The organism is Methylobacterium sp. 275MFSha3.1 (assembly GCF_900108435.1).
Taxonomy (GTDB): Bacteria; Pseudomonadota; Alphaproteobacteria; order Rhizobiales; family Beijerinckiaceae; genus Methylobacterium.
This window is the reverse complement of record NZ_FNWP01000002.1, coordinates 483,578-503,870: the sequence shown is the minus strand read 5'-3', so window position 1 is coordinate 503,870 and position 20,293 is coordinate 483,578. Positions and strand designations below refer to the sequence as shown.

The window sequence follows — 20,293 nt, the reverse complement described above, 5'->3', positions numbered from 1 at the left end:
CGCCGCGCCGGATCGCATGTCGAGTCTCCCGACGCTTCACTTCAACACCGATCCCCTCGAACCCGCGCAGGCCTTCGCGGCCTGGCGCGATCTGATGGCACCCATCGTTCGGATCGAGCAGATCAAAGGGGCTCCGGTGCCGCGCGGGAACCTGTCCTGCACGGTCCTGGGGGATATCCTCGCCAGCCGGATGGTCTTCTCGGCCCAGCACATGGTCCGCGATCGCCGCCACGCCGCGGCGACGCCGGATCACTTCACGTTCATGCTCTACGTGTCGGGTGGCCTGTCCGGGGACGTCGCGGGCAGCCCGGTGGTGCAGCAGCGCAACCGGATTATGGCCGCCAATATGGGCCGGGAACTCGATGCCCGCGGGGTGAGCTCCAGCGCGATCGGGCTGACCATCCCGCGACGCCTGCTGGCCGACTGCGCGGTCGAGCGGATCCCGATCTTCCTCGACAGGGAGCGGAACCGTCTGCTCGTCGCCCGGCTGCACGCCCTGTACCGCCGGCTGCCGACGGCCACCGCCGACGACGAGCCGGCGATCGCGGGTGAGTTGACCGGTTTCGTCCGCCGCCTGTTTGATCCGTCCGCGGCCTCGGACGTGCTGCAGGGCCCGGAATTGGATGCCGGCTTCGTCGCCCTCGTCGAGCGCCTGATGGATCTCCACCTGGCCTCGCCCGACCTATCGCCGGACCGCCTCGCCGACGGGGTGGGCGTCTCGCGGACCGTGCTGTACCGCGCCTTCCAGAACGTCGGCGGCGTCATGCACCGCGTCTGGGAGAAGCGGTTGGAGGCGATCCGGATCGCCCTGGAGGATCCGCTCGAGACGCGGGCGCTCGTGCGCCTGGCGAGCGAGCACGGCTTCAAGGATCCCGCCCACCTGAGCCGCGCCTTCCGCGCTCGATTCGGGGTGACGCCGCGGGAATGGCGCCAGACGCGGAGGCCCCACGGCACCCGGACGTTCGAGCGGACGCCCGCCCAGGCCCACGCCTGGTACGAGCGTCTGGGCCAGCGCTGACGCGCCCACTTCACCGAGGACGGCCCGACACGCGATCCGGCGCTGGCGAGGCCGCCGGTGAGGCCACGGGCGGTCCGCGACGCGGCTCGCGTCGAGAAACCTTGCGGATGTGTATCCACCGTATGATCGTATACAGCGTTGTGCGCGCGACAAACGGCTGCAATTGCCGCGCGATGATGCGAAGCTAGCTTGGCTGGACGGGGTATCGGGATTCTGTGAGGAGTCGGGGACGTTGCTTCAGTCTGGGGATGGGTTGCGGGCGCTGACCGGACGCCGGGTGGCCGTGGTCGGGGCCGGACCGGGCGGACTGGCCGCCGCCCTACTGCTCGCGCGGGCCGGGATCCACGTCACCATCTTCGAGAAGGACCCGCAGGTCGGGGGTCGGACGAAGACCGTCGAGGCTCCCGGCGGTTACCGGTTCGATATCGGCCCGACGTTCTTCCTCTATCCACAGATTCTTGCGGATATTTTCGCGAGCTGCGGCGAACGGCTGGAAGACCACGTCAAGCTCGAGCGGCTCGACCCGCAGTACCACCTCGTGTTCGAGGGCGCGGAGGGGATCTCGGGAACGATCCGCGCGACCGGCGACGTCGAGCGCCTGGAGCGCGAGGTCGCCCGCCTCGCGCCGGACGACGCCAAGAACGTCAAGGCCTTCTTCTCCGAGAACCGGACCAAGCTGAACTACTTCAAGCCGGTCCTGGAACAGGCCTTCCACACCCTGCGCAGCATGGCGAGCCCGGCCATGCTGGCCGCCCTGCCCTACCTGCATCCGGGCCGGAGCGTGGACCGAGACCTCAAGCGCCACTTCGCCGACCCGCGGGTGCGCCTCGCCTTCTCGTTTCAGACCAAGTACCTCGGCATGTCGCCGTTCCGGTGCCCGAGCCTGTTCACCATCCTGTCGTTCCTCGAATACGAGCACGGGGTCTATCACCCGGTGGGCGGCTGCGGCGCCGTCTCCGAGGCGATGGCGGGCTTGGCCGGCCGCATGGGCGTGGACCTCCGGCTCAACAGCAACGTCGAGGAGGTGCTGTTCGACGGCAAGCGCGCCACTGGATTGGTGGCGGACGGCGAGACTTTCAACGCCGACGCGGTGCTGATCAACGGTGACTTCGCGAAGGTCGTGCGCGCCCTCGTCCCGGAGCGGCACCGGCCGCGCTGGCGCGACGCCAAGATCCGGAAGGCTCGGCTCTCCTGCTCGACCTTCATGCTATATCTCGGCCTCGAGGGGAAAATGCCCGACAGCCTCGGGCATCACACGATCCTCTTGGCCGACGGCTACGAGAAGAACATCCGCGAGATCACGGAGGGCACGCTGCCGATGCAGCCGTCCCTGTACGTGCAGCACGCGGGCTACACGGATGGCGGCATGGCGCCGCCCGGACACACAGCCCTCTACGTGCTGGTGCCGGTGCCCAACCTGAAGGCGGGGATCGACTGGGCGGCGATGCGGGAGACCTACCGCGCCCTGGTCCTGGAACGGCTGAAGCTCCTCGGAATCGACGATCTCGAGTCCCGCATCCGCTACGAGCGGATCATCGACCCGACCCAGTGGGAGGAGGATTTCGCCGTCCACGAGGGCGCCACCTTCAACCTCGCCCACGACCTGATGCAGATGCTGTATTTCCGGCCGCACAATCGTTTCGGACCGGGGCTCTACATCGTCGGTGGCGGCACCCATCCGGGCTCGGGCCTGCCGGTGATCTACGAAGGAGCCCGCATATCGGCCCGGCTGCTGATCGAGGAGCTTGCCGGTGCCCGCGCCGCCGCCGCGGCCGGCATCCCCGACACCGCCCCGCTGGCCACCTCCAGCGAGGCCTCGTGAGCGCGGCGACCGACCGGAGCCTTCTCCGGAGGCCGAGAGGACGCGTGACGGTTGCCGTGGCGGCCTGGTTCTGCGCCGCGGCCGTGCCGGCATGGGCCGCCGCCGTCCAGGTCGAGGTCGACGGCATCGAGCCCGGGGGCGGCCAGGTGCGCGTCGCGCTCTGTCAGGGCGGTCTCTCGGAGACGTCGTGTCTCAGGGGGGACGACGCGCCGGCCACCACTGACCGGGCGCGGTTCACCTTCCGGGATGTCCCGCCGGGAACCTACGCGGTGGCAGCCTACCAGGACGCCAACGGCAACGGGCGCCTCGACCGCACCGGCCTCGGCCTGCCGCTCGAGCCCTACGGCTTCTCGGGGGCCGTCGGGCGGCGGGCGCGACCCGACTTCGCCGAGGCGGCCTTCGCCCTCCGGGAGCCCGGCGCCGCCGTACGGGTGCGCCTCGGCCGTGCCCTGCCGGGTCGGTGAACCGATGGACGCCCCCCTCGTCCGGCTCGCGGGCGTCGGCCTCGACCTCCGCGGCCGACGGGTGCTGGATCAGGTCGATCTCGACCTCGGCACTGGCGACACCTTGGCGCTGCTTGGACCGAACGGGGCCGGTAAGTCCTCGCTGATGCGCCTCGTGGCGGGGCGGCTCGCGCCCAGTGCGGGCTCGGTGCGCGTGGCCGGAGCGGACCCGTACCGCGCGGGACAGGCCCGCCGCGCCATCGGATGGGTGCCGCAGGAGATCGCCCTCTATCCGCGGCTGACCGTATCGGAGAATCTCGGCGTGTTCGGGCAGCTGGCGGGGGTTTCCCGCCGCGACCGGAAGGCGGCCGTGGAGGCCGCCCTGGCCATGGCCGACATCGGCGACGTGGCTCGGCGCCCGGTCGGCGTCCTGTCGGGCGGGTACCGGCGCCGGGTGAACATCGCCGCGAGCCTGATGAACCGGCCCCGGCTGGTGCTCCTCGACGAGCCGACCAGCGGCGTCGACCTCGCCGCGCGGGCCGCGATCCACGCGGTGCTCGATCGCCTGAAGGCCGCCGGCACCGCGATCCTGATTGCCACCCACGATTTCGCCGAGGCGGAACGCCTCGCCTCCCGGGTCGCGTTCCTGGCCCAGGGCCGGGTCGTGCGTGCCGGCCGTCTCGCCGACCTGCTCGCGCAGTTGCGCACGGGCGCGCCCGAGCGGGAGCTGAGCCTCACCGGCCCGGTGACGGGACAGGCCGAGGGCGTGCTGCGCCGGGCCGGCTTCGTGCCCGCCGAGGCTGGCGGCCTCGTCTGGCGGTCGGTCGAACGGGCCGGCCTCGACGGCGCGGCGCTGCTCGGCGCCCTGCGCGCCCAGAACGTGCCGGTGGCCGAGATCCGGGTGCGGGCGCCGCGGCTGGAGACGCTCTATCTCGACGCCCTCCGCCCGCGGGAACTGACGGATCCCGAAGCCACCCCGCTCCGGGTCGGGGCCGCCGGATGATCGCTGCCGCCTTCCGGGTGATGCTCCTGACCCTCCTGCGCGACCGGGCCGCGCTGGTGATGGCTTTCGTGCTGCCGACCGTGATCTTCTCGATCTTCGCGGCGATCTTCTCCGGCGCGATCGGCGACCGGATCCGCATCCATCTCGGCTTGGCCGACCTCGTCCACACCGCGGCAACACAGCGCCTCGCCGACGCGCTCGCGGCCGATCCCTCGCTCCGGGTGACGCGGCTGCCCGCGCCCGACATCGACGCCGTGGCGCAGGCGGTGCGGGCCGGCGAGGTCGACGTGGCGCTGGTCCTGCGTGGAGACCTGATCGCCGCCCCTGCTGAGGCCGCGCCCGGTTCCGCGGACCAGCCGGTGGTGCTGGTCGAGAACCCCGCCAAGGCGCTGGCGACACCGATCGCCCTCGGCCAGCTCCAGCGGGTCCTGAACGAGGCGCTGCCCGACGTGGTCCTGTCGCGGGTCGTCGCCGACGTCGAGCGCACGGGCAAGATCGGTCCAGACGAGCGCCGGTTCCTCGACGAGGCCTTCGCCGAGCAGCGTGCCAAGAAGGAACCGTTCAGCTTCGCCTCCCTGGTGGAGCGCCGCAGCACCGCGTCCGGGACCGCCAATGCCCGGGTGAGCTACTACGCCGGCGCGATCACCGCGGTGTTCCTGCTCTTCGCCGCCATGCAGGGCGCCATGTCCCTGGTCGAGGAGCGCGAGACGGGCCTCACCGAGCGGCTGATGGCCGGGCCGGGTGGATTGCCCGTCGTGGTGCTCGGAAAGTTCGCCTTCCTGACGCTGCAGGGGCTCGTCCAGGCCGGACTGATCTTCCTGGCCGCTGCGCTTCTCTACGGCGTCGAGATCGGTCCGCACTGGCCGGCCTTCCTGGCCGCCTGCCTGCTGGTCTCCGCGATGGCGGCCGGTCTGGCGCTCGCGGCCTGCGCGCTCGCGGCCTCGCGCCAGCAGGCGCATCTCGCCTCGACCTTCGGGGTGCTGCTGCTCTCGGCGGTCGGAGGCTCGATGGTCCCGCGGTTCCTGATGCCGCCCTGGCTGCAGCAGGCCGGATGGCTCACCCCGAACGCCTGGGCGATCGAGGCCTACCAGAGCGCCCTGGGCGAGGGCTTCTCCGCCGCGGCCCCGGCCCTGGGCGTCCTGGCGGCGCTGACCCTGGCCGGTCTCGCGTTCGCCCTCGCGTTGGCGGCGCGGCGGACGGCCTAGGTCCCGGCGTCCCGACCCGGACGGCGCTACTCCACGTAGACGCCGGCACCGACCAGCGCCTCCACGCCGGCCACGCGCGTCGCGCAGACGTAGCTCCATTTCACGCTCGGCGCCGACTGGCCGGGCTTCGGGAACATGTAGTCGACCCATCCGGCCCCGAACCGCGTGACGGCGTCGATGAAATCGTGGTGGAACTGCTTCCCGTCGGCGTCGCGCTCGTGGAGCAGGTCGTGGCCCTCGCGGTTCGGATGGGCGGCGTTGAAGAGGACGATCCCCCGCAGGTCGACGACGAACAGGTAGACGTCCCCGTATCGCCAGGTGCTCCCCTTGCGCCGGAACGCGTCGAACGCCCGCGCGCCCTCGGCCTCCAGCATGTCGGCCGCCCTGTTGACCAGGGCCTCGATCTCGGCCGCCTGGTGCAACGGCGGGGGTGCTCGCCGGGCGGTGGCCGGGATGGCCAACCCCAGGACGAGCAGCACGATCCCGACCAGCAGGGTTCTCGACAGGCCGTCGCACCGCCGCGTCACCGGCAGGCGGGGATCTGCGCGCCTCGCGTGGCTCGCCCGATCCTCCGGGGAAGCCTTAGGAATGCGCCTCGATGCCATGGCCCGCGTACCCGCCGCGCCGCCGGAGGAAGAGCAGCCAGTTCCGCTTCCGCGGAGGGGACGGAGGTGGGGACGGGCCGACCGCGTTGGGCAGGGCCAGGAACGCCAGCCGCCTGCGGTGCCGCTCGATGATGCGGTCGAGGTTCCGCAGCGCCGCGAGGCCCTGGTTCGCCATCAGGCAGTGCCCCTCGCAGGCACCTCTCCGGTCCAGGTCGGCAACGATGTTCTCCGCGTGAGCGAGGATATCCCGGGCTTCCGCGCAGTAGAGCTCCACCTCGGCGAGATCTGGCATCCTGTCCTCCGCGCTGATCGTTCCTCGGAGTCCGAGACGGCAGGGGTAAACCCGGCCTCGCGGGGCGCATCACCCGTTTGGAGGAGTCGGGCCAGATTTCAGCGGCCGCCTCCCGCGACGATCCGCGCCGTTCCTGCGACGCGGTGTGCACCGACATAGAGGCGCCTCCGCTACGGCCGCGCTCCCCGGTATCCCGCATGCTCCGCCTGCTCATCGCCGACGGCAACGATCGCGCTGCCCGCGACCGCCACGTCGCGGCCACCGGACGAACCTCGGCCGAGTCCTACGCGGCGGTGGTGCGGGACCTCGCGCCGGGCTCCGTCTGCCGGCACGTCAACGCCGCCGACGCCGACGCGGCCCTGCCGGCGGGTCTCGCGGAGTTCGATGGCCTGATCTTCACCGGCTCGACCCTCAAGGTCTCGGAGGGCACGCCGGCCGTGAACCGGCAGCTCGACCTGATGCGCGCGGCCTTCGAGGCCGGGCGCGCGGTCTTCGGCTCGTGCTGGGGAGTGCAGGTCGCCGCCACGGTGGCGGGCGGGCGCGCCGCCGAGAATCCCCGCGGGCCGGAATACGGCTTCGCCCGGGCGATCACCCCGACCGAGGAGGGCCGGACTCACGCTCTGCTGGCCGGCCGTCCGGCGACCTGGGATGCCCCGGCGATCCACTCCGACGCCGTCCTAGAGCCGCCCCTGGGCGCCCGCGTACTCGCCGGCAACCGCGTTCTCGGCATCCAGGCCCTCGAGATCCGCCGGGATCGCGGCTGGTTCTGGGGAACGCAGTATCATCCCGAGCTCGACCTCGACGAGCTGGCCGCGATGCTGCGCCTCTGCGACACCGCCATTGTCGAGGCGGGACTCGCCGAGAACTCGCGGGCCGTGGCCGCCTATGCCGACGAAGTCGCGACGCTCCAGGGCCACGACCCGGAGACCGCGCGCCGCCTGGCCTGGCGTCACGGCGTCGGGCCCGAAGTGCTGGAGGCCGGGCTCCGCCGGCGGGAGATCGGGAACTTCCTGGCGCGCCTGTCCACAGGCGAGCGCCGCCACTAGGCGACCGCGACCGGGTGGCGCGTTGACCCGCCCGGCCCCAGGTCTAGCTTCGCTCTGCGGGCCACGCCTTCCTCGGCCCGGGGAGCCAGCCAGCAGGATGAGCCAGGATTCCACGGTCGCCGTCATCGGCAGCGGGCTCGGCGGACTCGCCGCCGCGTGCGTCGCCGCCGCGCGGGGCCACCGCGTGACGGTCTACGACAAGAACGGCTGGCTCGGCGGAAAGGCGGCGGTGCTCCACGAGGGCGGCTTCCGCTTCGACATGGGGCCGACGATCCTGACCGTGCCCCGGGTGCTGGAGCGGATCTTCGCGGAGTCCGGCCGCTCGGTCCACGACTACATGGACCTGCGCCGCCTGGACCCGCAGTGGCGCTGCTTCTTCGACGACGGCACGCATATCGACCTGATGCAGGACGTCGAGCGGATGGCCGGCGACATGGAGCGCTTCGCCCCCGGCACCGGCGAGGGCTACAAGAAGTTCATCACCATCTCCGAGCATCTTCACGGCGTGTCCGAGAAATTCTTCTTCTGGAAGCCGGTCGAGGACCTGTTCGACACGATCAACATCCGCGCCAACATGAACCCGGGCACGCTGCGCGACGTACTGTCACTCCGCATGCACGCCTCGGTGGCCTCGACGATCCGCGGCAAGGTCAAGGACGCGCGGCTCGCGCAGATGCTCGACCACTTCGTGCAGTATGTCGGCTCCTCGCCCTACGGCGCGCCGGCGGTGCTCTGCGCCATCGCCCACATGCAGACGGCCGACGGCGTCTGGTACCCGATGGGCGGCACCCGCGCCGTCGCCGAGGGGCTGGCGAAGCTCGCCCAGGAACTCGGCGCCACGTGCAAGACCGACACCGAGGTGACCGGGATCGAGACCGCCAACGGCGCGGTCCGGGGCGTGCGGACGGCCGCGGGGGTCACGCCCTACGACGCCGTGATCTCCAACATGGACTCGGTCCGCACCTACCGCGAGCTCGTGGGCGGCGAGGCCGCCAAGGCCTACGCCAAGAAGAACCCCGAACCGGCCTGCTCGGGCGTGGTGCTCTATCTCGGCCTGAACAAGCGCTACGAGCACCTCAACCACCACGACTTCGTCTTCTCCCGCGACCCGGAGGAGGAGTTCGACTACATCTACAACAAGGGCGAGCCGGCTCCGGACCCCACCGCCTATCTGGCAGCTCCCTCCTCCACCGATCCGAGCGTGGCGCCCGAGGGCGGCGAGGCGCTCTACGTCCTCGTGCACACGCCGTATCTGCGGCCGCACCACGACTGGCGGCCGGACGGGCCGCTGTTCCAGAACTACCGCCGCACGATCCTCGACAAGCTCAAGCGCACCGCCGGCATGCCGGACCTCGAAGAGCGTATCGTCGTCGAGCGCCACCTCACGCCGCAGGACATCCACGAGCGTTACAAGGTCCTGAACGGCGCGATCTACGGCCTCGCCTCCCACGGGCGCGTGATGGGGGCGTTCAAGCCCGGCAACCGGTCGCGGCAGGTGCGCGGCCTCTACCTCGCGGGCGGCGCCGCCCATCCGGGGCCCGGCATGCCGATGGTGATGATGTCGGGCTGGATCGCCGCCGACGCGCATGACCAGGATGCGCGCGGCGCCCTGCGCGCCTCGGCGTGACCGCGACGCCGCCATCTCCGCCCCCCGGTGCGGGGGGCGCGAGAGGCGCGCACGGCGCCCCCCTGCCCTCGGTCTCGCCCCGGATCCGCGCCTTTATGGTGGCGTGGTTCGAGCGATACCTGCACCGCCACCTCGACGCCCTGCGGCTGCCCCTCTGGAGCACGCCGCCTGACGCAAACCATCCCGGCGCGATCGTGGTCTACTGCAACCATCCGGCCTGGTGGGACGCCGCGCTGATCATCGTGCTGGGCGGCCGGCTCTATCCAGAGCGGGCGAGCCGCGCGCCGTTCGACGCCGCGATGCTGGCGCGCTACCGCATCTTCGAGCGGATCGGGGCCTTCGGCGTCGACCTCGACAGCCCGCGCGGGGCGGCGCAGTTCCTGGCAGCCGCACGGTCGATCCTCGGAGCCCCCGACGGCATGCTCTGGATCACCGCGCAGGGCCGCTTCGCCGATGCCCGCGCGCGGCCGCTGGCCCTCCGTCCCGGCGTCGCGCGGCTCGCCGAGATCGCCCCCGACGCGCTCTTCGTCCCGCTCGCCGTCGAGTACACCTTCTGGGACGAGCGCGGCGCGGGAGCCTTCGCGGCCTTCGGGCCGGGGATCGCCGGATCCGAACTCGCCGCGCTCCCGCGCGATCGGCGCCTCGCGCGCCTGGAATCCGAACTGACCCGAACCCTCGACCGCCTGAGCGCCGACGTGATCAGCCGGGAGCCCGGACGCTTCCGCACGCTGGTTTCCGGCCGGAAAGGCGTCGGCGGCCTCTACGACCTGTGGCGGCGCCTGTCGGCCCGCCTCTCCGGCCGCCGGTTCGATCCGGCGCACCGCGCCGCGGGCGGTCAGGATCGCGCCGGATGAGACCGCCCGCGCGCGCCAGATCCCGCCCGATCCCCTATCGTGGCGCGCTCCCCTGCCGGCGCAGACGATGACCGACTCGATCCTCACGGCCCTGGCGTACCTCTGCCTCGCCGCCGCCCTCCTGCCGGCCATCCTGGCGGCGGTGAATCTCGCGGTCCTGCGCCGGCCCGCGGTGGAGACCGGGGCCGGTCTCGTCTCGATCCTGATCCCGGCGCGCAACGAGGCCGGCAACATCGACGCCACCGTGCGGGCGGCGCTCGCCAGCGCCGCGGTCCCGGTGGAGGTGATCGTCGGCGACGACCATTCCACCGACGCGACCGCCGAGATCGTGCGCGCCGTCGGCGACCCGCGCCTGCGTCTCGTCCCGGTGCCGGCCCTGCCCGACGGATGGACGGGCAAGAACCACGCCTGCAGCCACATGGCCGGGCTCGCCCGCGGCGACCACCTGCTGTTCATCGACGCCGATGTGCGCCTCGAGGCCGGGGCAGCCGCCGCCCTCGCGGCGCAGGCTCGCCGCACCGGCGCGGCCCTCGTCAGCGGCGTGCCCCGGCAGCGGACCGACACGGTGGGTGAGATGCTGACGGTGCCGATGATCGACTTCCTGCTCCTCGGCTTCCTGCCCGTGCCGCTGATGCGCCGCCTGTCCGACCCGTCGCTCGGCGCGGCCTGCGGTCAACTGATCCTGATGGATCGGGGGGCCTACGCGGCCACCGGTGGCCACGGCGCGATCCGCACCTCCCTGCACGACGGAGTCCGCCTGCCCCGCTTGTTCCGGGCCGCGGGCTACCGGACGGATCTCGTGGCCGCCGCCGCGCTGGCCACCTGCCGGATGTACGACGGCTTCGCCCAGGCCTGGGCCGGCTTCTCCAAGAACGCCCACGAGGGCATGGCCACGCTCCGCGCCCTTCCGATCTGGACCTTGCTCCTCGGCTGCGGTCAGATCCTGCCGCCGCTCCTCGTCCTGGCCGGGCTGCTCGGGCTGCTGCCGGCCTCCGCCCTGTCCCCGGCCGCCCTGGCCCTCGGCCTGTCCCTGGCGACCCGAACGGCCGTCACCGTCGCGGTCCGGGCCCCGTGGGCGACGATCCCGCTCCACCCCGCGGCGGTCGCGGTGGCCCTGGCGATCCAGTGGAACGTGCTCCTGCGCCGCGAACGGGCCGGCGCGGCGACCTGGAAGGGCCGCAGCTATCCGGTGAGCGGCGGCTGACGCGCGCGGACCGGCGGAACAGAGGATGCCAGCCCGCGCCCGGACCTCACGGTTGGGACGGCTGGCACGGATCGGTGGAGCGGGCCTTTCCGGCCTGCGGCTTCAGCGAGACGATGAGCTGCACGTTCGGCACGTCGCCGACCTGTCGGGTCAGGTGTCCGACATGGCCCTCAGGCCCCTGCGGCATCGATCCCATATCGGCGTTGAATTCCACCTCGCCGGGGCCCTGCTCCAGCACTGACCCGTCCGTAGCCTCCACGGACCAGCGGCCCGACAGGGTGATCACCCATTGGGGACCCGGCGCCGTGTGCCACGTGCCGACATAGCCGACCGGCAGGACCGCGTACTTGATCGACGTCACCTCACCCGGCGGAAAGCCGACATATTGCGGCGCTGCCGGAGGCGCGTAGCTCTTGAAGATGAAGTTCTTCAGGTCGCAATACTGGACATGGCTGTGGCCCTTGTCGTCGGCATAGAGGACACCGTACCGCAAGGCGGGCGGATCGGCCGATGCGAGGCCGGCGGGACCGGACGGCGCCGGCGCGACGGTCATCAGCGGCTCGCTCTTCGGCGCCCCGGCCGCTTGCGCATGCACGGCGCCCGCGACTGCGGCGAGCAGGACCAACCCCAACCGTCCTGCATTCCTGAAACGTACCATGATTTTCCTCCGCGTCGCATCGCGTGCGGTGTACGCACGGAGGTTTTCTAGCCAAGCACACCAGATGAATTCAATCTTCTACTCCAATCAGTCAATATAAATTCTCGTTTCATAATTCAAGATCGGATATTTTTAGCATAGATTCGTATATTTATGTCTTTTTAATTCGACTCCACGACTACGCCAATGGCACCAGTGTCCGACGAGCCATTGTGGCGCCCGCACCGACGGCAAGGCGCGCTTGTCCACAGCCGTCTGGACCCTGTCCGGCACACTCGCGGAACCGGCCGGAAGGGTCAGGGTGGGAAGCAGCGCGGCGCAGTCTGCCGGATCAGTCCGCCTGGGTCCCGTTCTCGGACGGCTCACCGGGCTGCGTCTCCGCCAGGATCCAGGCGGCCGTGTCGGCGTCCGCCCCGGCGACCGGCAGATGCAGGATGATCGGCGTGTCGTAGGGGTGGCGGGCCTTCAACGCGACCGCCAGCGCGTCGGCCAGACCTTCGCGGCTCTTGAGGATGGCGGCGACCTCGGCACCGCGCTCCACCGCGCCCTTCCAGCTGTAGACGGACTGCATGCCCGGCAGCACGTTGATGCAGGCGATGAGTCGCTCGCGGACCAGCGCCTCGCCGATGTTCAGCGCCGAGGCGAGGTCGGGAAAGGTGGTGTAGACGAGGAGCGGACGCTCCATGCTATGCCTCCAATTGCGCGTGTGCTCGCGGAGTGAGGCGCATGCCGGGCAAGGACGTCAACCGGGCGGTTCGCTCGTCAGACTGGAGCCGTGACGTGAACCCTGAGGCGATCCCGACGCGCCTGCGCGGCTGCGCCTGATCCATGCCGCGTTTCCAGAAGATCGCCTTCGTGGCGAGCCCGACCGGCTACGCCCGCGAGGCCGCGGCCGCCCTGATGCGGCGCTACGACCACGTCCCGCCCGAGGAGGCCGACGTCGTCGTGGCCCTGGGTGGTGACGGCCTGATGCTCCAGGTGCTGCACCGCTTCATGGACCACCCGAAGCCGATCTACGGGATGAACCGCGGCACGGTCGGCTTCCTGATGAACGAGTTCCGCGACGACGACCTCTTGGAGCATCTGGAGAACGCCCAGCGCAGCGTCATCCACCCGCTCGTGATGGACGTGCTCGACACGGAGGGCCGATCCCACCGGGCGCGGGCGATCAACGAGGTCTACCTGCTGCGCCAGACCCACCAGACCGCCAAGCTGAAGATCGCCGTCGACGGCAATGTCCGGCTCGACCTGCTGATCGCCGACGGCGTGCTCGTCGCCACCGCGGCGGGCTCCACGGCCTACAACCTGTCGGTCGGGGGACCGATCCTACCGCTCGACGCCAAGCTTCTGGCGCTGACACCGATCTCGGCCTTCCGCCCCCGGCGCTGGCGCGGCGCACTTCTGCCGGACTACGCCCGGATCCGGATCGACGTCCTCGACGCCCCCCACCGCCCGGTCGCGGCGGTGGCCGACCACACGGAGTTCCGCCGGGTCTGCACGGTGGAGACCTCCCTCGACCGCGCCACCGAGCTCGTGCTGCTGCACGATCCCGGCCACAGCCTCGACGAGCGCATCCTGCGGGAGCAATTCGGGTGAGTCTGCACATCCGGGCCGCGCAGGCGGCCGACCACGCGGCCATCACCGGCATCATCGTGCCGACCATCCGGGCCGGTGAGACCTACGCGCTGGACCGCGACCTCGGCGAGGCCGAGGCTCTCGCGTACTGGACCGGCCCTGACCGCGAAACCTTCGTGGCCGAGGAGGCAGGGACGGTGCTCGGCACGTACTACCTGCGCGCGAACCAGGCTGGCGGGGGCGCCCATGTCGCCAATTGCGGCTTCATGACGGGAGCGGCCGCCCTCGGCCGCGGGGTCGCGCGGGCCATGTGCGCGCACGCCCTCGACCGGGCGCGGACGCGGGGCTTCGCGGCGATGCAGTTCAACTTCGTGGTGAGCACCAACGCCCGGGCCGTCCGGCTCTGGGAGAGCTTCGGCTTCGACGTGGTCGGCCGGCTGCCGGGCGCCTTCCGGCACCCGACGCTCGGGCCGGTCGACGCGCTGGTGATGTTCCGGACGCTCTGAGGCGCCCGGATCAGGCCTGCGGGGCCGCGACGAGGTCACCCTCGCGGATCGCCCGCTCGCCGGTCTTCGTCCGGATCCGATAGCTCGGCTCGCCGGTCTGATCCGCCGGCATCAGCCGCAGGATCTCGAACACCTCGGCCTCGCCCGTCTCGCCCGGGATGCCCAGGCGGGACCGGCAGACGCGCTCGCCGACCTTGAACTTGTGGGACATGCCGAGCTCCTGGACGGGCATCGCTGCGGAACGCGCCTCAGCGCTTCTTCTGAGCCTTCGCCTTGCGGGCGAGATAGCGCGCGTCGCGCTGGGCCTTCTGCTCGGCCTGCAGGGCCTTGGCGCGCTCCTGGGCGGCCAGCTGCTCGGCGTGCTTGCGCTCGATCTCGGCGAGGCGTTCCGCCTCGGCGAGGGCGGCGGCGCGCTCGATCTCGGCCTGACGCTGGGCGGCGCGCTCGGCAGCGCGGACTTCGCGGGCATCGACCACAGCGCGGCGGGCGGATTGGCGGGCGAGGACGGCCGGGTCGTCGGCGGACGGGCGGGCCCGGAACCGGGCCAGCATCTCGGAGCGCGCCTTGGCGGCGGTCTCGAGGCGATCGGCGACACCCTGCTTGTTCAAAAAGCTCACAGACACTCCTGGATCGGGTGCGGCGAAGGCCGTCACCCGCAGAGGGGGGTTAGAAACACGATGGCAGATACGAAGAAGCCGCTCCCAGAGGAGCGGCTTCCGGAGAAACGCTGAGGACGGCGATCAGGCCGTCTGGAGCTGACCGGCGGACTGCTTGCCGCTGCGACGGTCGGTCTCCAGCTCGTACGTGACCTTCTGGCCCTCGTTCAGGCCGCGCAGGCCGGCGCGCTCGACGGCCGAGATGTGGACGAACACGTCCTTGCCGCCGTCATCCGGCTGGATGAAGCCGTAGCCCTTGGTCTCGTTGAACCACTTGACGGTTCCGGTGCTCATGGAAGTCCTTGATCTTCGCAGGCATAGTGAGAGATGGCACCCGCCCGAACGAGGGGGCGCCGGCATCGACCGATAGCGATAGGAAAGTCAGAACCGCCCTGCGAAGGCGTAACGGTCCAAGATATCCGGACACGTGCCGATGCGGTAGAAGTAGACCGCCGGCGGTTCTTTGGCAAGCGCAGAGAAATATTTCCCTCGGCCAGCGCCGGAGCGATGCGGGAAACTCTTTCCGGAAATCCCGGTTGAGCGGCGCCGGAACGGTCGCTTGAACAACGGGATAAGGGATTTCAATACGGCGCGTCCGCGCGAAAGCTGTGCTGCCGACCGGACGATCGGACGCGGCCGACATGGGCCCCGTGACGCGGGTTCGCTCAGGCCGGGACGAGGCGCAGGATCCCTTCGCCGCGCCGGTGGCCGACGGCCGTCACGGCGACCTCGCGCGCACCGCCGGCGGCGACGAGGGCGGCGGCGAGGGCCGCCCCGAACGGCGCCGCCACTTCGAGTCCGTGCCCGATCACGTCCCCGAGGGCGCGCAGGCGCGCGCCCGGTGCGAGCCGCGCCAGCGCGCCGCGCTCCTCCGCAGTGATCGGGGCCACGCCGGTAGCGCCGGACAGGACGGTGTCGGGAGCCGAGAGGCCGGCCTGCCGCCAGAGCGTCTCGAGGCTGCCGGCGACACTGCCCGGCGCGCGCCGGGTCCGATCGCTCGCCACCGGCTCCAGCCGGGCCAGGGCGCGGGCGCCGCGCGCCGCGGCTTGGGCGGCGGATTCGAGCATCAGGAAGGCCGCGCAACTCCCGAGGATGAACCCGCCCGCCCCGCCACCGGACTCGCCCCGCGCGAAGACCGGGCGGTAGGCGTCGCGGGCGAGGTAGCCGCCCATCTCGTGGATCACCAGAACGTCCGGCCGCTCGGCGCTGTAGGAGCCGCCGACCAGGATCGCGTCGATCTGGCCCGACGCCACCCGCGCCTGGGCGATCCGCAGGGCGTCGACCCCGGCGGATTCCTCACCCATGAACGTGCGCGAGGCGCCCGTCACCCCGTGTACGATAGCGATGTTGCCGGCGAGCAGGTTCGAGAGCTGGGCGAGGAACAGGGTCGGGCGGAGATCGTTCTGGAGCCGCTCGTTCAGGTAGGCGCCCGGATCGGCGGCGTCGCGCAGGCCGGTCAGGATCGCTCCGTCCGCCGCGTAGTCGCGCTCGCCGCCGCCCGCGGCCACGACGAGGTGGAGCGCCGGCTTGAAGGCGGCGTCGTCCTTCACGCCCGCCGCGTCGAGCGCGAGGCCGGCGGCGTAGACGCCGAGCCGCTGCCACGCCTCCATCTGGCGCTGGTCGCTGCGCTTGGGGATCTGGCCGTCCCAGACGATCGCCGGGGCCGGATGGACCGGATAGGGCGCGAAGGTCTCGCTGTCGGTGCGCGGGACCGCCTCCCCGGCGAGGGCGGTTAGGTGGGCGTCGACGCCCTCGCCCGCGCAGGAGACGAGGCCGAGGCCGGTGACGACGACGGGGCGGCTCATGGCTGGCTCATGGCTGGCTCAGGGCTCGCGTTCGGCCGGAGCCGGATCGGGGAACAGGCCGATGGTCCGCGCGCGCTCGCGCATCGGCGCGTCGAGTCCGTCCGGGAACGGCATGGTGCGGAAGCGGAGTTCCGCGTCGCACAGCGCCTTGCCGTCGTGACTGATCGCCGCCCTGGTCACCGCGTAGCCCGAGCCGTCGTGCTCGAGGGTGGCCGTGACGAGGAGGTCCGCGCCGGGCCCGACGAAGGACCGGAAGCGCGCCTTGTCGACCCCGGTGAGGAACGGCATCCGGGCGAAGTCGAGATGGGCGAGCACGAGGTACCCGGAGGCCTGGGCCATCGTCTCGGTCAGGAGCACACCCGGCACGAGGGGGTGGCCGGGGAAGTGGCCCTCGAAGACCGGGCTCGCCATCGGCACCCGGGCGAGCGCCTCGATGCGGCCGGCGGCCTTGTCGAGGAGCCGCACGGAGTCGATCATCTCGAAGTATTCGAGGCGCATGACGGGTCGGATCGGCCTCGGTTCAGACCTTGGCGGCCTTCTCGGCCACGAGGCCGTCGATGCGCGCGCACAGGTTCTTGAGGACGAAGTACTCCTCGGCCGGGACCTTGCCCTCGTTGACCTCCTGGGTCCACCGCTCGAGTGGCAGCTTGATCCCGAAAGCCTTGTCGACCGCGAAGGCGATGTCGAGGAAGGCAAGGCTGTCGATGCCGAGGTCGTCGATGGCGTGACTCTCGGGCGTGATCTTGTCCCGCGGGATGTCGGCGGTCTCGGCAATGATGTCGGCCACGCGCTCGAAGGTGGCGCTGCCGTGGGCGGGCTCGTCGGACATGTCTTCTCGCGGGCTGTTCGAGTTCCGGATCGGTCGTGCGGGAGCCCCCTCGCCGCCCGGGCGGCCGCCCGACGCGTGGACGGGGCCTGGAACGCGGCCCGGTCGAATGGCGGCGACCTCTACACGAGGGTGTCAGAAGCGGCAACCGCGGCGCTTCCCCGGCGTTTCAGCGCCTGTCCACAGGCGTGCGCCGCCGGGTGCGGAGACGCGCGTACGCTCCGGACGCGCCGGCCCTAGCTTGACGGCGAGACGAGGCGCGTCCTCAGGAGACCAGACGGATGCCACCGATCACCAAGCCCGCCGCCCCGCCGGCGCGCGTCGAGACGCCGCCCCTGCCGCCGCAGGAGCGCGCGCGCTCCCAGGGAGCGGCCCGGGTCCTGCTGGTCCTGACCCTGACGGCGCTCGGCCTCTGGATCCTGCACGAGTTCCTGCCGGCGCTCGCCTGGGCGGTGGTCCTGGCGATCGCCCTCTGGCCTGTCTACCAGCGGCTCGAGCACCGTTTCCCGCCGGGCAAGCACAACATCCTCCTGCCCACGCTGATGACCGCGGCCGTGGCGCTGGTCTTCCTGGCGCCGCTCGCGATCCTCGGCATCCAGGCCGCCCGCGAGGCCCACGACGTGGCCGAGTTCGTTCGGAACGCCGAGGCGAACGGGGTGCCGGCGCCGGAATTCCTGCAGCACCTGCCCTACGGCGCCGCGCAGGCGACCGCGTGGTGGAACGACAATCTCGGCCACGCGCAGGCGGGCTCCGACCTGCTGCGCCGGTTCGAGAACCACTCGGTGCTCGGGGCCTCCCGCAATGTCGGCCGCGAGGTGCTGCACCGCATCGTCCTGTTCGGCTTCAGCCTCGTGGCGCTGTTCTTCCTGTTCCGCGACTGGCGGACGGTGCGGGACCAGTCGCTCACCGCCTGCCACCGGCTGTTCGGGCCGCGCGGCGAGCGCGTCGCCCGCCAGATGGTGGCCTCCGTGCACGGCACGGTCGACGGGCTGGTGCTGGTCGGCCTCGGCGAGGGCTTCGTGCTCGGGATCGTCTACCACTTCGCGGGCGTGCCCCACCCGGTCCTGCTCGGCGCCTTCACGGCAGTGGCGGCGATGATCCCGTTCGGCGCCGCCGTGGCCATCGCGATCGCGGCGCTCCTCCTGGTGGCGGCCGGGTCGGTGACAGCGGCTCTCGTGGTGGCGGCGGCGGGCCTCGTCGTGACTTTCGTGGCCGACCACTTCATTCGCCCGGCGCTGATCGGCGGCACGACCAAGCTGCCCTTCCTGTGGGTGCTCCTCGGCATCCTCGGCGGCGTCGAGACCTTCGGGCTCCTCGGCCTGTTCCTAGGGCCGGCCGTGATGGCCGCCCTGGTCCTCCTCTGGCGGGAATTCACCGAGGGACAGGACGCGACGGCCTGAGCCGCCGGAGCGGCTAGTCGGCCGCGCTCGTGCCGGCCGCGGCCTCGACCCGGCGCCGGTCCTGGCGCCAGTCGGCCGGCTTCTCGAAGGTGCCGGCCCAGATGCCGCGGCGGGTCGCCCAGGCGTGGCCCTCCTGGCGGATATAGGGAGCCGTCACTTGACGGTTGGCCAGCGCCAGGCCCTGCCCGACCATCCAGGCGGACAGGTCCTCACCGTGGACGTGGCAGATCCCGGTGACGCGACCGGGCGCGCCGCCCTCCCGCCGCTCGCACGTGACCGCGCCGCCGCCGATCCGCGCGCGCAGGGCCTGCGCGGCCTTGCTGCCGCAGCGATACTCCTGGCCATTGGCGGTCTCGCAGCGCTGCGCGGTCTCGGGGGCGTCGATACCGTAGAGGTTGATACGCGTGCCCTGCACCTCGATCGTGTCACCGTCGATCACGGTCGCGGGGCCGCTGACCGTCCCGGCCGCGGCCGCGGGGCCGCAGAGGAGGAGCAGGGCGAGCATCGGTCTGATCATAGCGGGAATGTCCACGCGCGTGGCGAGTCAGCTGGTGACGGGGGCGTCGAGGCCGCGACGGTGCCCGGCCAATGTGGCGAATTTGCCGGGCGACCGAATCGGCCTCGAGAGCGCGATGCCGAGTTTCGACCGCCGTGGTTGCCAAAGCGTTCCGCCCGTCGGAGCGAAGCTTGGCAACGGAACGACGGCCCGGAGCCGCTCGTTATGAAACATGACCTTTCTCAAGACCCTGCTGGCCAGCCTGGCCCTGTGCGCGGCTCTCCTCGTATGGGCCGGCCTCTCGATCGGCCCGGAGCGGCCGACGGACCGGACCAGTCCGGGCCTGACCACCGCCGCGGTGCTGGCCAGCGACGGCATGGGGCCGGACGGTCGACCGGGCGAGCCGGCCGCGGCCCCCGGCGGCCCGGATCGGGGCGATCTGGATCGAGCGGCTCTAGACCGGCTCGCAAAGCGGGTCTCCGGCGAGGTCCGCGACGCGTCCGCCGCGGGGACGCCGGCCGGCTGACCGGTCAGGAATCCGCGCCACGCCCGCTCAGGTCCGGTACTTGCCGTTGCGCTTGATGAGCACGCGGGTGCCCACCGGCACGCGCTCATACAGGTCGGCGATATCCTCGTTCAGCATCCGAACGCAGCCTGACGACATCTGCTCGCCGATGCTCCAGGGCTCGTTGGTGCCGTGGATGCGGAACAGGATGTCGCGGTTGCCCTGGTAGAGGTAGAGGGCGCGCGCCCCGAGGGGATTGTCGAGGCCGCCCTTGCGGGTGCGCGGCAGGTCGGGATGCAGCGAGACCATCGTGACGGTCGGGCTCCAGTCCGGCCAGACGCCCTTGCGCCCGACCCGAGCCTCGCCCTTCCAGGAGAAGCCGGCCTTGCCGACGCCGACACCGTACTGCATCGCCGTGCCGTCGGCCTGGACCAGGACGAGCTGCCGCTTGTCGATGTCGACCACGATTGTCCCCGGCTGCTCGGGGCCGTTGTAGCTCACCTGCTGGCGGCGGTACTTCGGATCGAGGCGCTGGGTGTCGACCAGCGGAATGTCGAAGGGCTTGTCGGGCTTGCTGCCGACGTACCACGCCGCCTCGTCGTCCTGGGCGACCTGGACCGGACGGGTCTGGCAGGCCGCGACGGGCGCGATCGCCACGACGGCGAGGAGGATTCGCGAGAGAACGATCCGGCGCAGGCGGCTCCAGGCCGAGGGAAGCGTGGCGATCATAGGTCCTGTCGTGCGGGA

At 71.6% G+C, this 20,293-nt stretch carries 25 protein-coding genes; 13 read left to right on the top strand and 12 right to left on the bottom strand.

Going from position 1 to position 20,293, the window contains the following annotated elements; all coding sequences use genetic code 11:
- Positions 1–16 precede the first annotated feature (16 nt).
- The 5 genes from BLW78_RS02395 to BLW78_RS02375 all read left to right on the top strand — a co-directional run bounded on the left by BLW78_RS02395 (position 17) and on the right by BLW78_RS02375 (position 5,491).
- Positions 17–1,018, top strand: coding sequence for a helix-turn-helix domain-containing protein (locus tag BLW78_RS02395; protein ID WP_091676265.1), 1,002 nt, complete (start codon positions 17–19; stop codon positions 1,016–1,018).
- A 232-nt stretch (positions 1,019–1,250) separates the two neighbouring features.
- A complete protein-coding gene (gene crtI / locus BLW78_RS02390) occupies positions 1,251–2,840 on the top strand; it encodes a phytoene desaturase family protein (RefSeq protein WP_026604568.1) in 1,590 nt (529 codons plus the stop codon).
- A 44-nt stretch (positions 2,841–2,884) separates the two neighbouring features.
- The gene (locus tag BLW78_RS02385) at positions 2,885–3,304 is read left to right on the top strand and encodes a DUF2141 domain-containing protein (protein WP_020090854.1); all 420 of its coding nucleotides are present in this window, start codon (positions 2,885–2,887) and stop codon (positions 3,302–3,304) included.
- A gap of 4 nt (positions 3,305–3,308) precedes the next feature.
- Positions 3,309–4,286: an ABC transporter ATP-binding protein gene (locus BLW78_RS02380; RefSeq protein WP_020090855.1), complete on the top strand. Its 978-nt coding sequence runs from the start codon at positions 3,309–3,311 to the stop codon at positions 4,284–4,286.
- Positions 4,283–5,491, top strand: a complete 1,209-nt coding sequence (locus tag BLW78_RS02375; protein ID WP_042674036.1) for an ABC transporter permease — start codon at positions 4,283–4,285, stop codon at positions 5,489–5,491. The genes BLW78_RS02380 and BLW78_RS02375 overlap by 4 nt, the downstream gene beginning before the upstream one ends.
- Positions 5,492–5,517: 26 nt before the next feature.
- Here the strand turns inward: BLW78_RS02375 and BLW78_RS02370 are convergent, their stop codons facing one another.
- Together BLW78_RS02370 and BLW78_RS02365 are read right to left on the bottom strand one after the other, a co-directional pair.
- Positions 5,518–6,018 carry a cache domain-containing protein gene (locus BLW78_RS02370; protein ID WP_020090857.1) on the bottom strand — a complete coding sequence of 167 codons (501 nt, stop codon included), beginning with the start codon at positions 6,016–6,018 and terminating at the stop codon, positions 5,518–5,520.
- Between the two features lie 55 nt (positions 6,019–6,073).
- The gene (locus tag BLW78_RS02365; protein ID WP_020090858.1) at positions 6,074–6,388 is read right to left on the bottom strand and encodes a hypothetical protein; all 315 of its coding nucleotides are present in this window, start codon (positions 6,386–6,388) and stop codon (positions 6,074–6,076) included.
- 197 nt (positions 6,389–6,585) lie between these two features.
- Here BLW78_RS02365 and BLW78_RS02360 point away from each other — a divergent pair, with 197 nt between their 5' ends.
- The 4 genes from BLW78_RS02360 to BLW78_RS02345 all read left to right on the top strand — a co-directional run bounded on the left by BLW78_RS02360 (position 6,586) and on the right by BLW78_RS02345 (position 11,119).
- Positions 6,586–7,434, top strand: a complete 849-nt coding sequence (locus BLW78_RS02360; protein ID WP_020090859.1) for a type 1 glutamine amidotransferase — start codon at positions 6,586–6,588, stop codon at positions 7,432–7,434.
- Between the two features lie 97 nt (positions 7,435–7,531).
- Positions 7,532–9,061, top strand: coding sequence for a phytoene desaturase family protein (gene crtI, locus BLW78_RS02355; protein ID WP_020090860.1), 1,530 nt, complete (start codon positions 7,532–7,534; stop codon positions 9,059–9,061).
- 95 nt (positions 9,062–9,156) lie between these two features.
- Positions 9,157–9,915: a lysophospholipid acyltransferase family protein gene (locus BLW78_RS02350; RefSeq protein WP_091676259.1), complete on the top strand. Its 759-nt coding sequence runs from the start codon at positions 9,157–9,159 to the stop codon at positions 9,913–9,915.
- 67 nt (positions 9,916–9,982) lie between these two features.
- Complete coding sequence (locus tag BLW78_RS02345; RefSeq protein WP_091676257.1) at positions 9,983–11,119, top strand: glycosyltransferase family 2 protein; 1,137 nt, start codon at positions 9,983–9,985, stop codon at positions 11,117–11,119.
- 46 nt (positions 11,120–11,165) lie between these two features.
- Here BLW78_RS02345 and BLW78_RS02340 read toward each other — a convergent pair whose 3' ends face one another.
- Together BLW78_RS02340 and cutA are read right to left on the bottom strand one after the other, a co-directional pair.
- A complete protein-coding gene (locus BLW78_RS02340) occupies positions 11,166–11,777 on the bottom strand; it encodes a cupin domain-containing protein (protein WP_091676254.1) in 612 nt (203 codons plus the stop codon).
- Between the two features lie 331 nt (positions 11,778–12,108).
- Positions 12,109–12,462, bottom strand: coding sequence for a divalent-cation tolerance protein CutA (cutA, locus tag BLW78_RS02335; RefSeq protein ID WP_020090864.1), 354 nt, complete (start codon positions 12,460–12,462; stop codon positions 12,109–12,111).
- A gap of 143 nt (positions 12,463–12,605) precedes the next feature.
- Between cutA and BLW78_RS02330 the strand changes: the two genes are divergently transcribed.
- Entirely contained in the window at positions 12,606–13,373 is a 768-nt protein-coding gene (locus tag BLW78_RS02330; RefSeq protein WP_020090865.1) for an NAD kinase, read from the top strand.
- Complete coding sequence (locus tag BLW78_RS02325) at positions 13,370–13,858, top strand: GNAT family N-acetyltransferase (protein ID WP_091676252.1); 489 nt, start codon at positions 13,370–13,372, stop codon at positions 13,856–13,858. The genes BLW78_RS02330 and BLW78_RS02325 overlap by 4 nt, the downstream gene beginning before the upstream one ends.
- A 10-nt stretch (positions 13,859–13,868) precedes the next feature.
- Here the strand turns inward: BLW78_RS02325 and BLW78_RS02320 are convergent, their stop codons facing one another.
- The 6 genes from BLW78_RS02320 to BLW78_RS02295 form a co-directional block, all read right to left on the bottom strand.
- Positions 13,869–14,069, bottom strand: coding sequence for a hypothetical protein (locus tag BLW78_RS02320; protein ID WP_026604574.1), 201 nt, complete (start codon positions 14,067–14,069; stop codon positions 13,869–13,871).
- A gap of 37 nt (positions 14,070–14,106) precedes the next feature.
- Complete coding sequence (locus BLW78_RS02315) at positions 14,107–14,475, bottom strand: DUF6481 family protein (RefSeq protein WP_026604575.1); 369 nt, start codon at positions 14,473–14,475, stop codon at positions 14,107–14,109.
- Positions 14,476–14,598: 123 nt separating this feature from the next.
- A complete protein-coding gene (locus BLW78_RS02310) occupies positions 14,599–14,808 on the bottom strand; it encodes a cold-shock protein (RefSeq protein WP_020090869.1) in 210 nt (69 codons plus the stop codon).
- Positions 14,809–15,179: 371 nt separating this feature from the next.
- Entirely contained in the window at positions 15,180–16,319 is a 1,140-nt protein-coding gene (locus tag BLW78_RS02305; protein WP_091676249.1) for a beta-ketoacyl-ACP synthase, read from the bottom strand.
- Between the two features lie 18 nt (positions 16,320–16,337).
- Positions 16,338–16,817, bottom strand: a complete 480-nt coding sequence (locus tag BLW78_RS02300) for a 3-hydroxyacyl-ACP dehydratase FabZ family protein (protein WP_020090871.1) — start codon at positions 16,815–16,817, stop codon at positions 16,338–16,340.
- A 22-nt stretch (positions 16,818–16,839) separates the two neighbouring features.
- Positions 16,840–17,148 (bottom strand): acyl carrier protein, encoded by a 309-nt coding sequence (locus tag BLW78_RS02295; protein ID WP_010683687.1) that lies wholly within the window; start codon positions 17,146–17,148, stop codon positions 16,840–16,842.
- Between the two features lie 278 nt (positions 17,149–17,426).
- Between BLW78_RS02295 and BLW78_RS02290 the strand changes: the two genes are divergently transcribed.
- A complete protein-coding gene (locus BLW78_RS02290) occupies positions 17,427–18,545 on the top strand; it encodes an AI-2E family transporter (RefSeq protein WP_020090873.1) in 1,119 nt (372 codons plus the stop codon).
- Positions 18,546–18,558: 13 nt separating this feature from the next.
- On the opposite strand, the gene BLW78_RS02285 is transcribed toward BLW78_RS02290, so the two are convergent.
- A complete protein-coding gene (locus BLW78_RS02285; RefSeq protein WP_091676246.1) occupies positions 18,559–19,062 on the bottom strand; it encodes a thermonuclease family protein in 504 nt (167 codons plus the stop codon).
- A 211-nt stretch (positions 19,063–19,273) separates the two neighbouring features.
- On the opposite strand from BLW78_RS02285, the gene BLW78_RS02280 reads away from it, so the two are divergent.
- Positions 19,274–19,567 carry a hypothetical protein gene (locus tag BLW78_RS02280; RefSeq protein WP_020090875.1) on the top strand — a complete coding sequence of 98 codons (294 nt, stop codon included), beginning with the start codon at positions 19,274–19,276 and terminating at the stop codon, positions 19,565–19,567.
- 27 nt (positions 19,568–19,594) lie between these two features.
- Here BLW78_RS02280 and BLW78_RS02275 read toward each other — a convergent pair whose 3' ends face one another.
- Positions 19,595–20,275, bottom strand: coding sequence for a L,D-transpeptidase (locus tag BLW78_RS02275; RefSeq protein WP_091676243.1), 681 nt, complete (start codon positions 20,273–20,275; stop codon positions 19,595–19,597).
- Positions 20,276–20,293 lie beyond the last annotated feature (18 nt).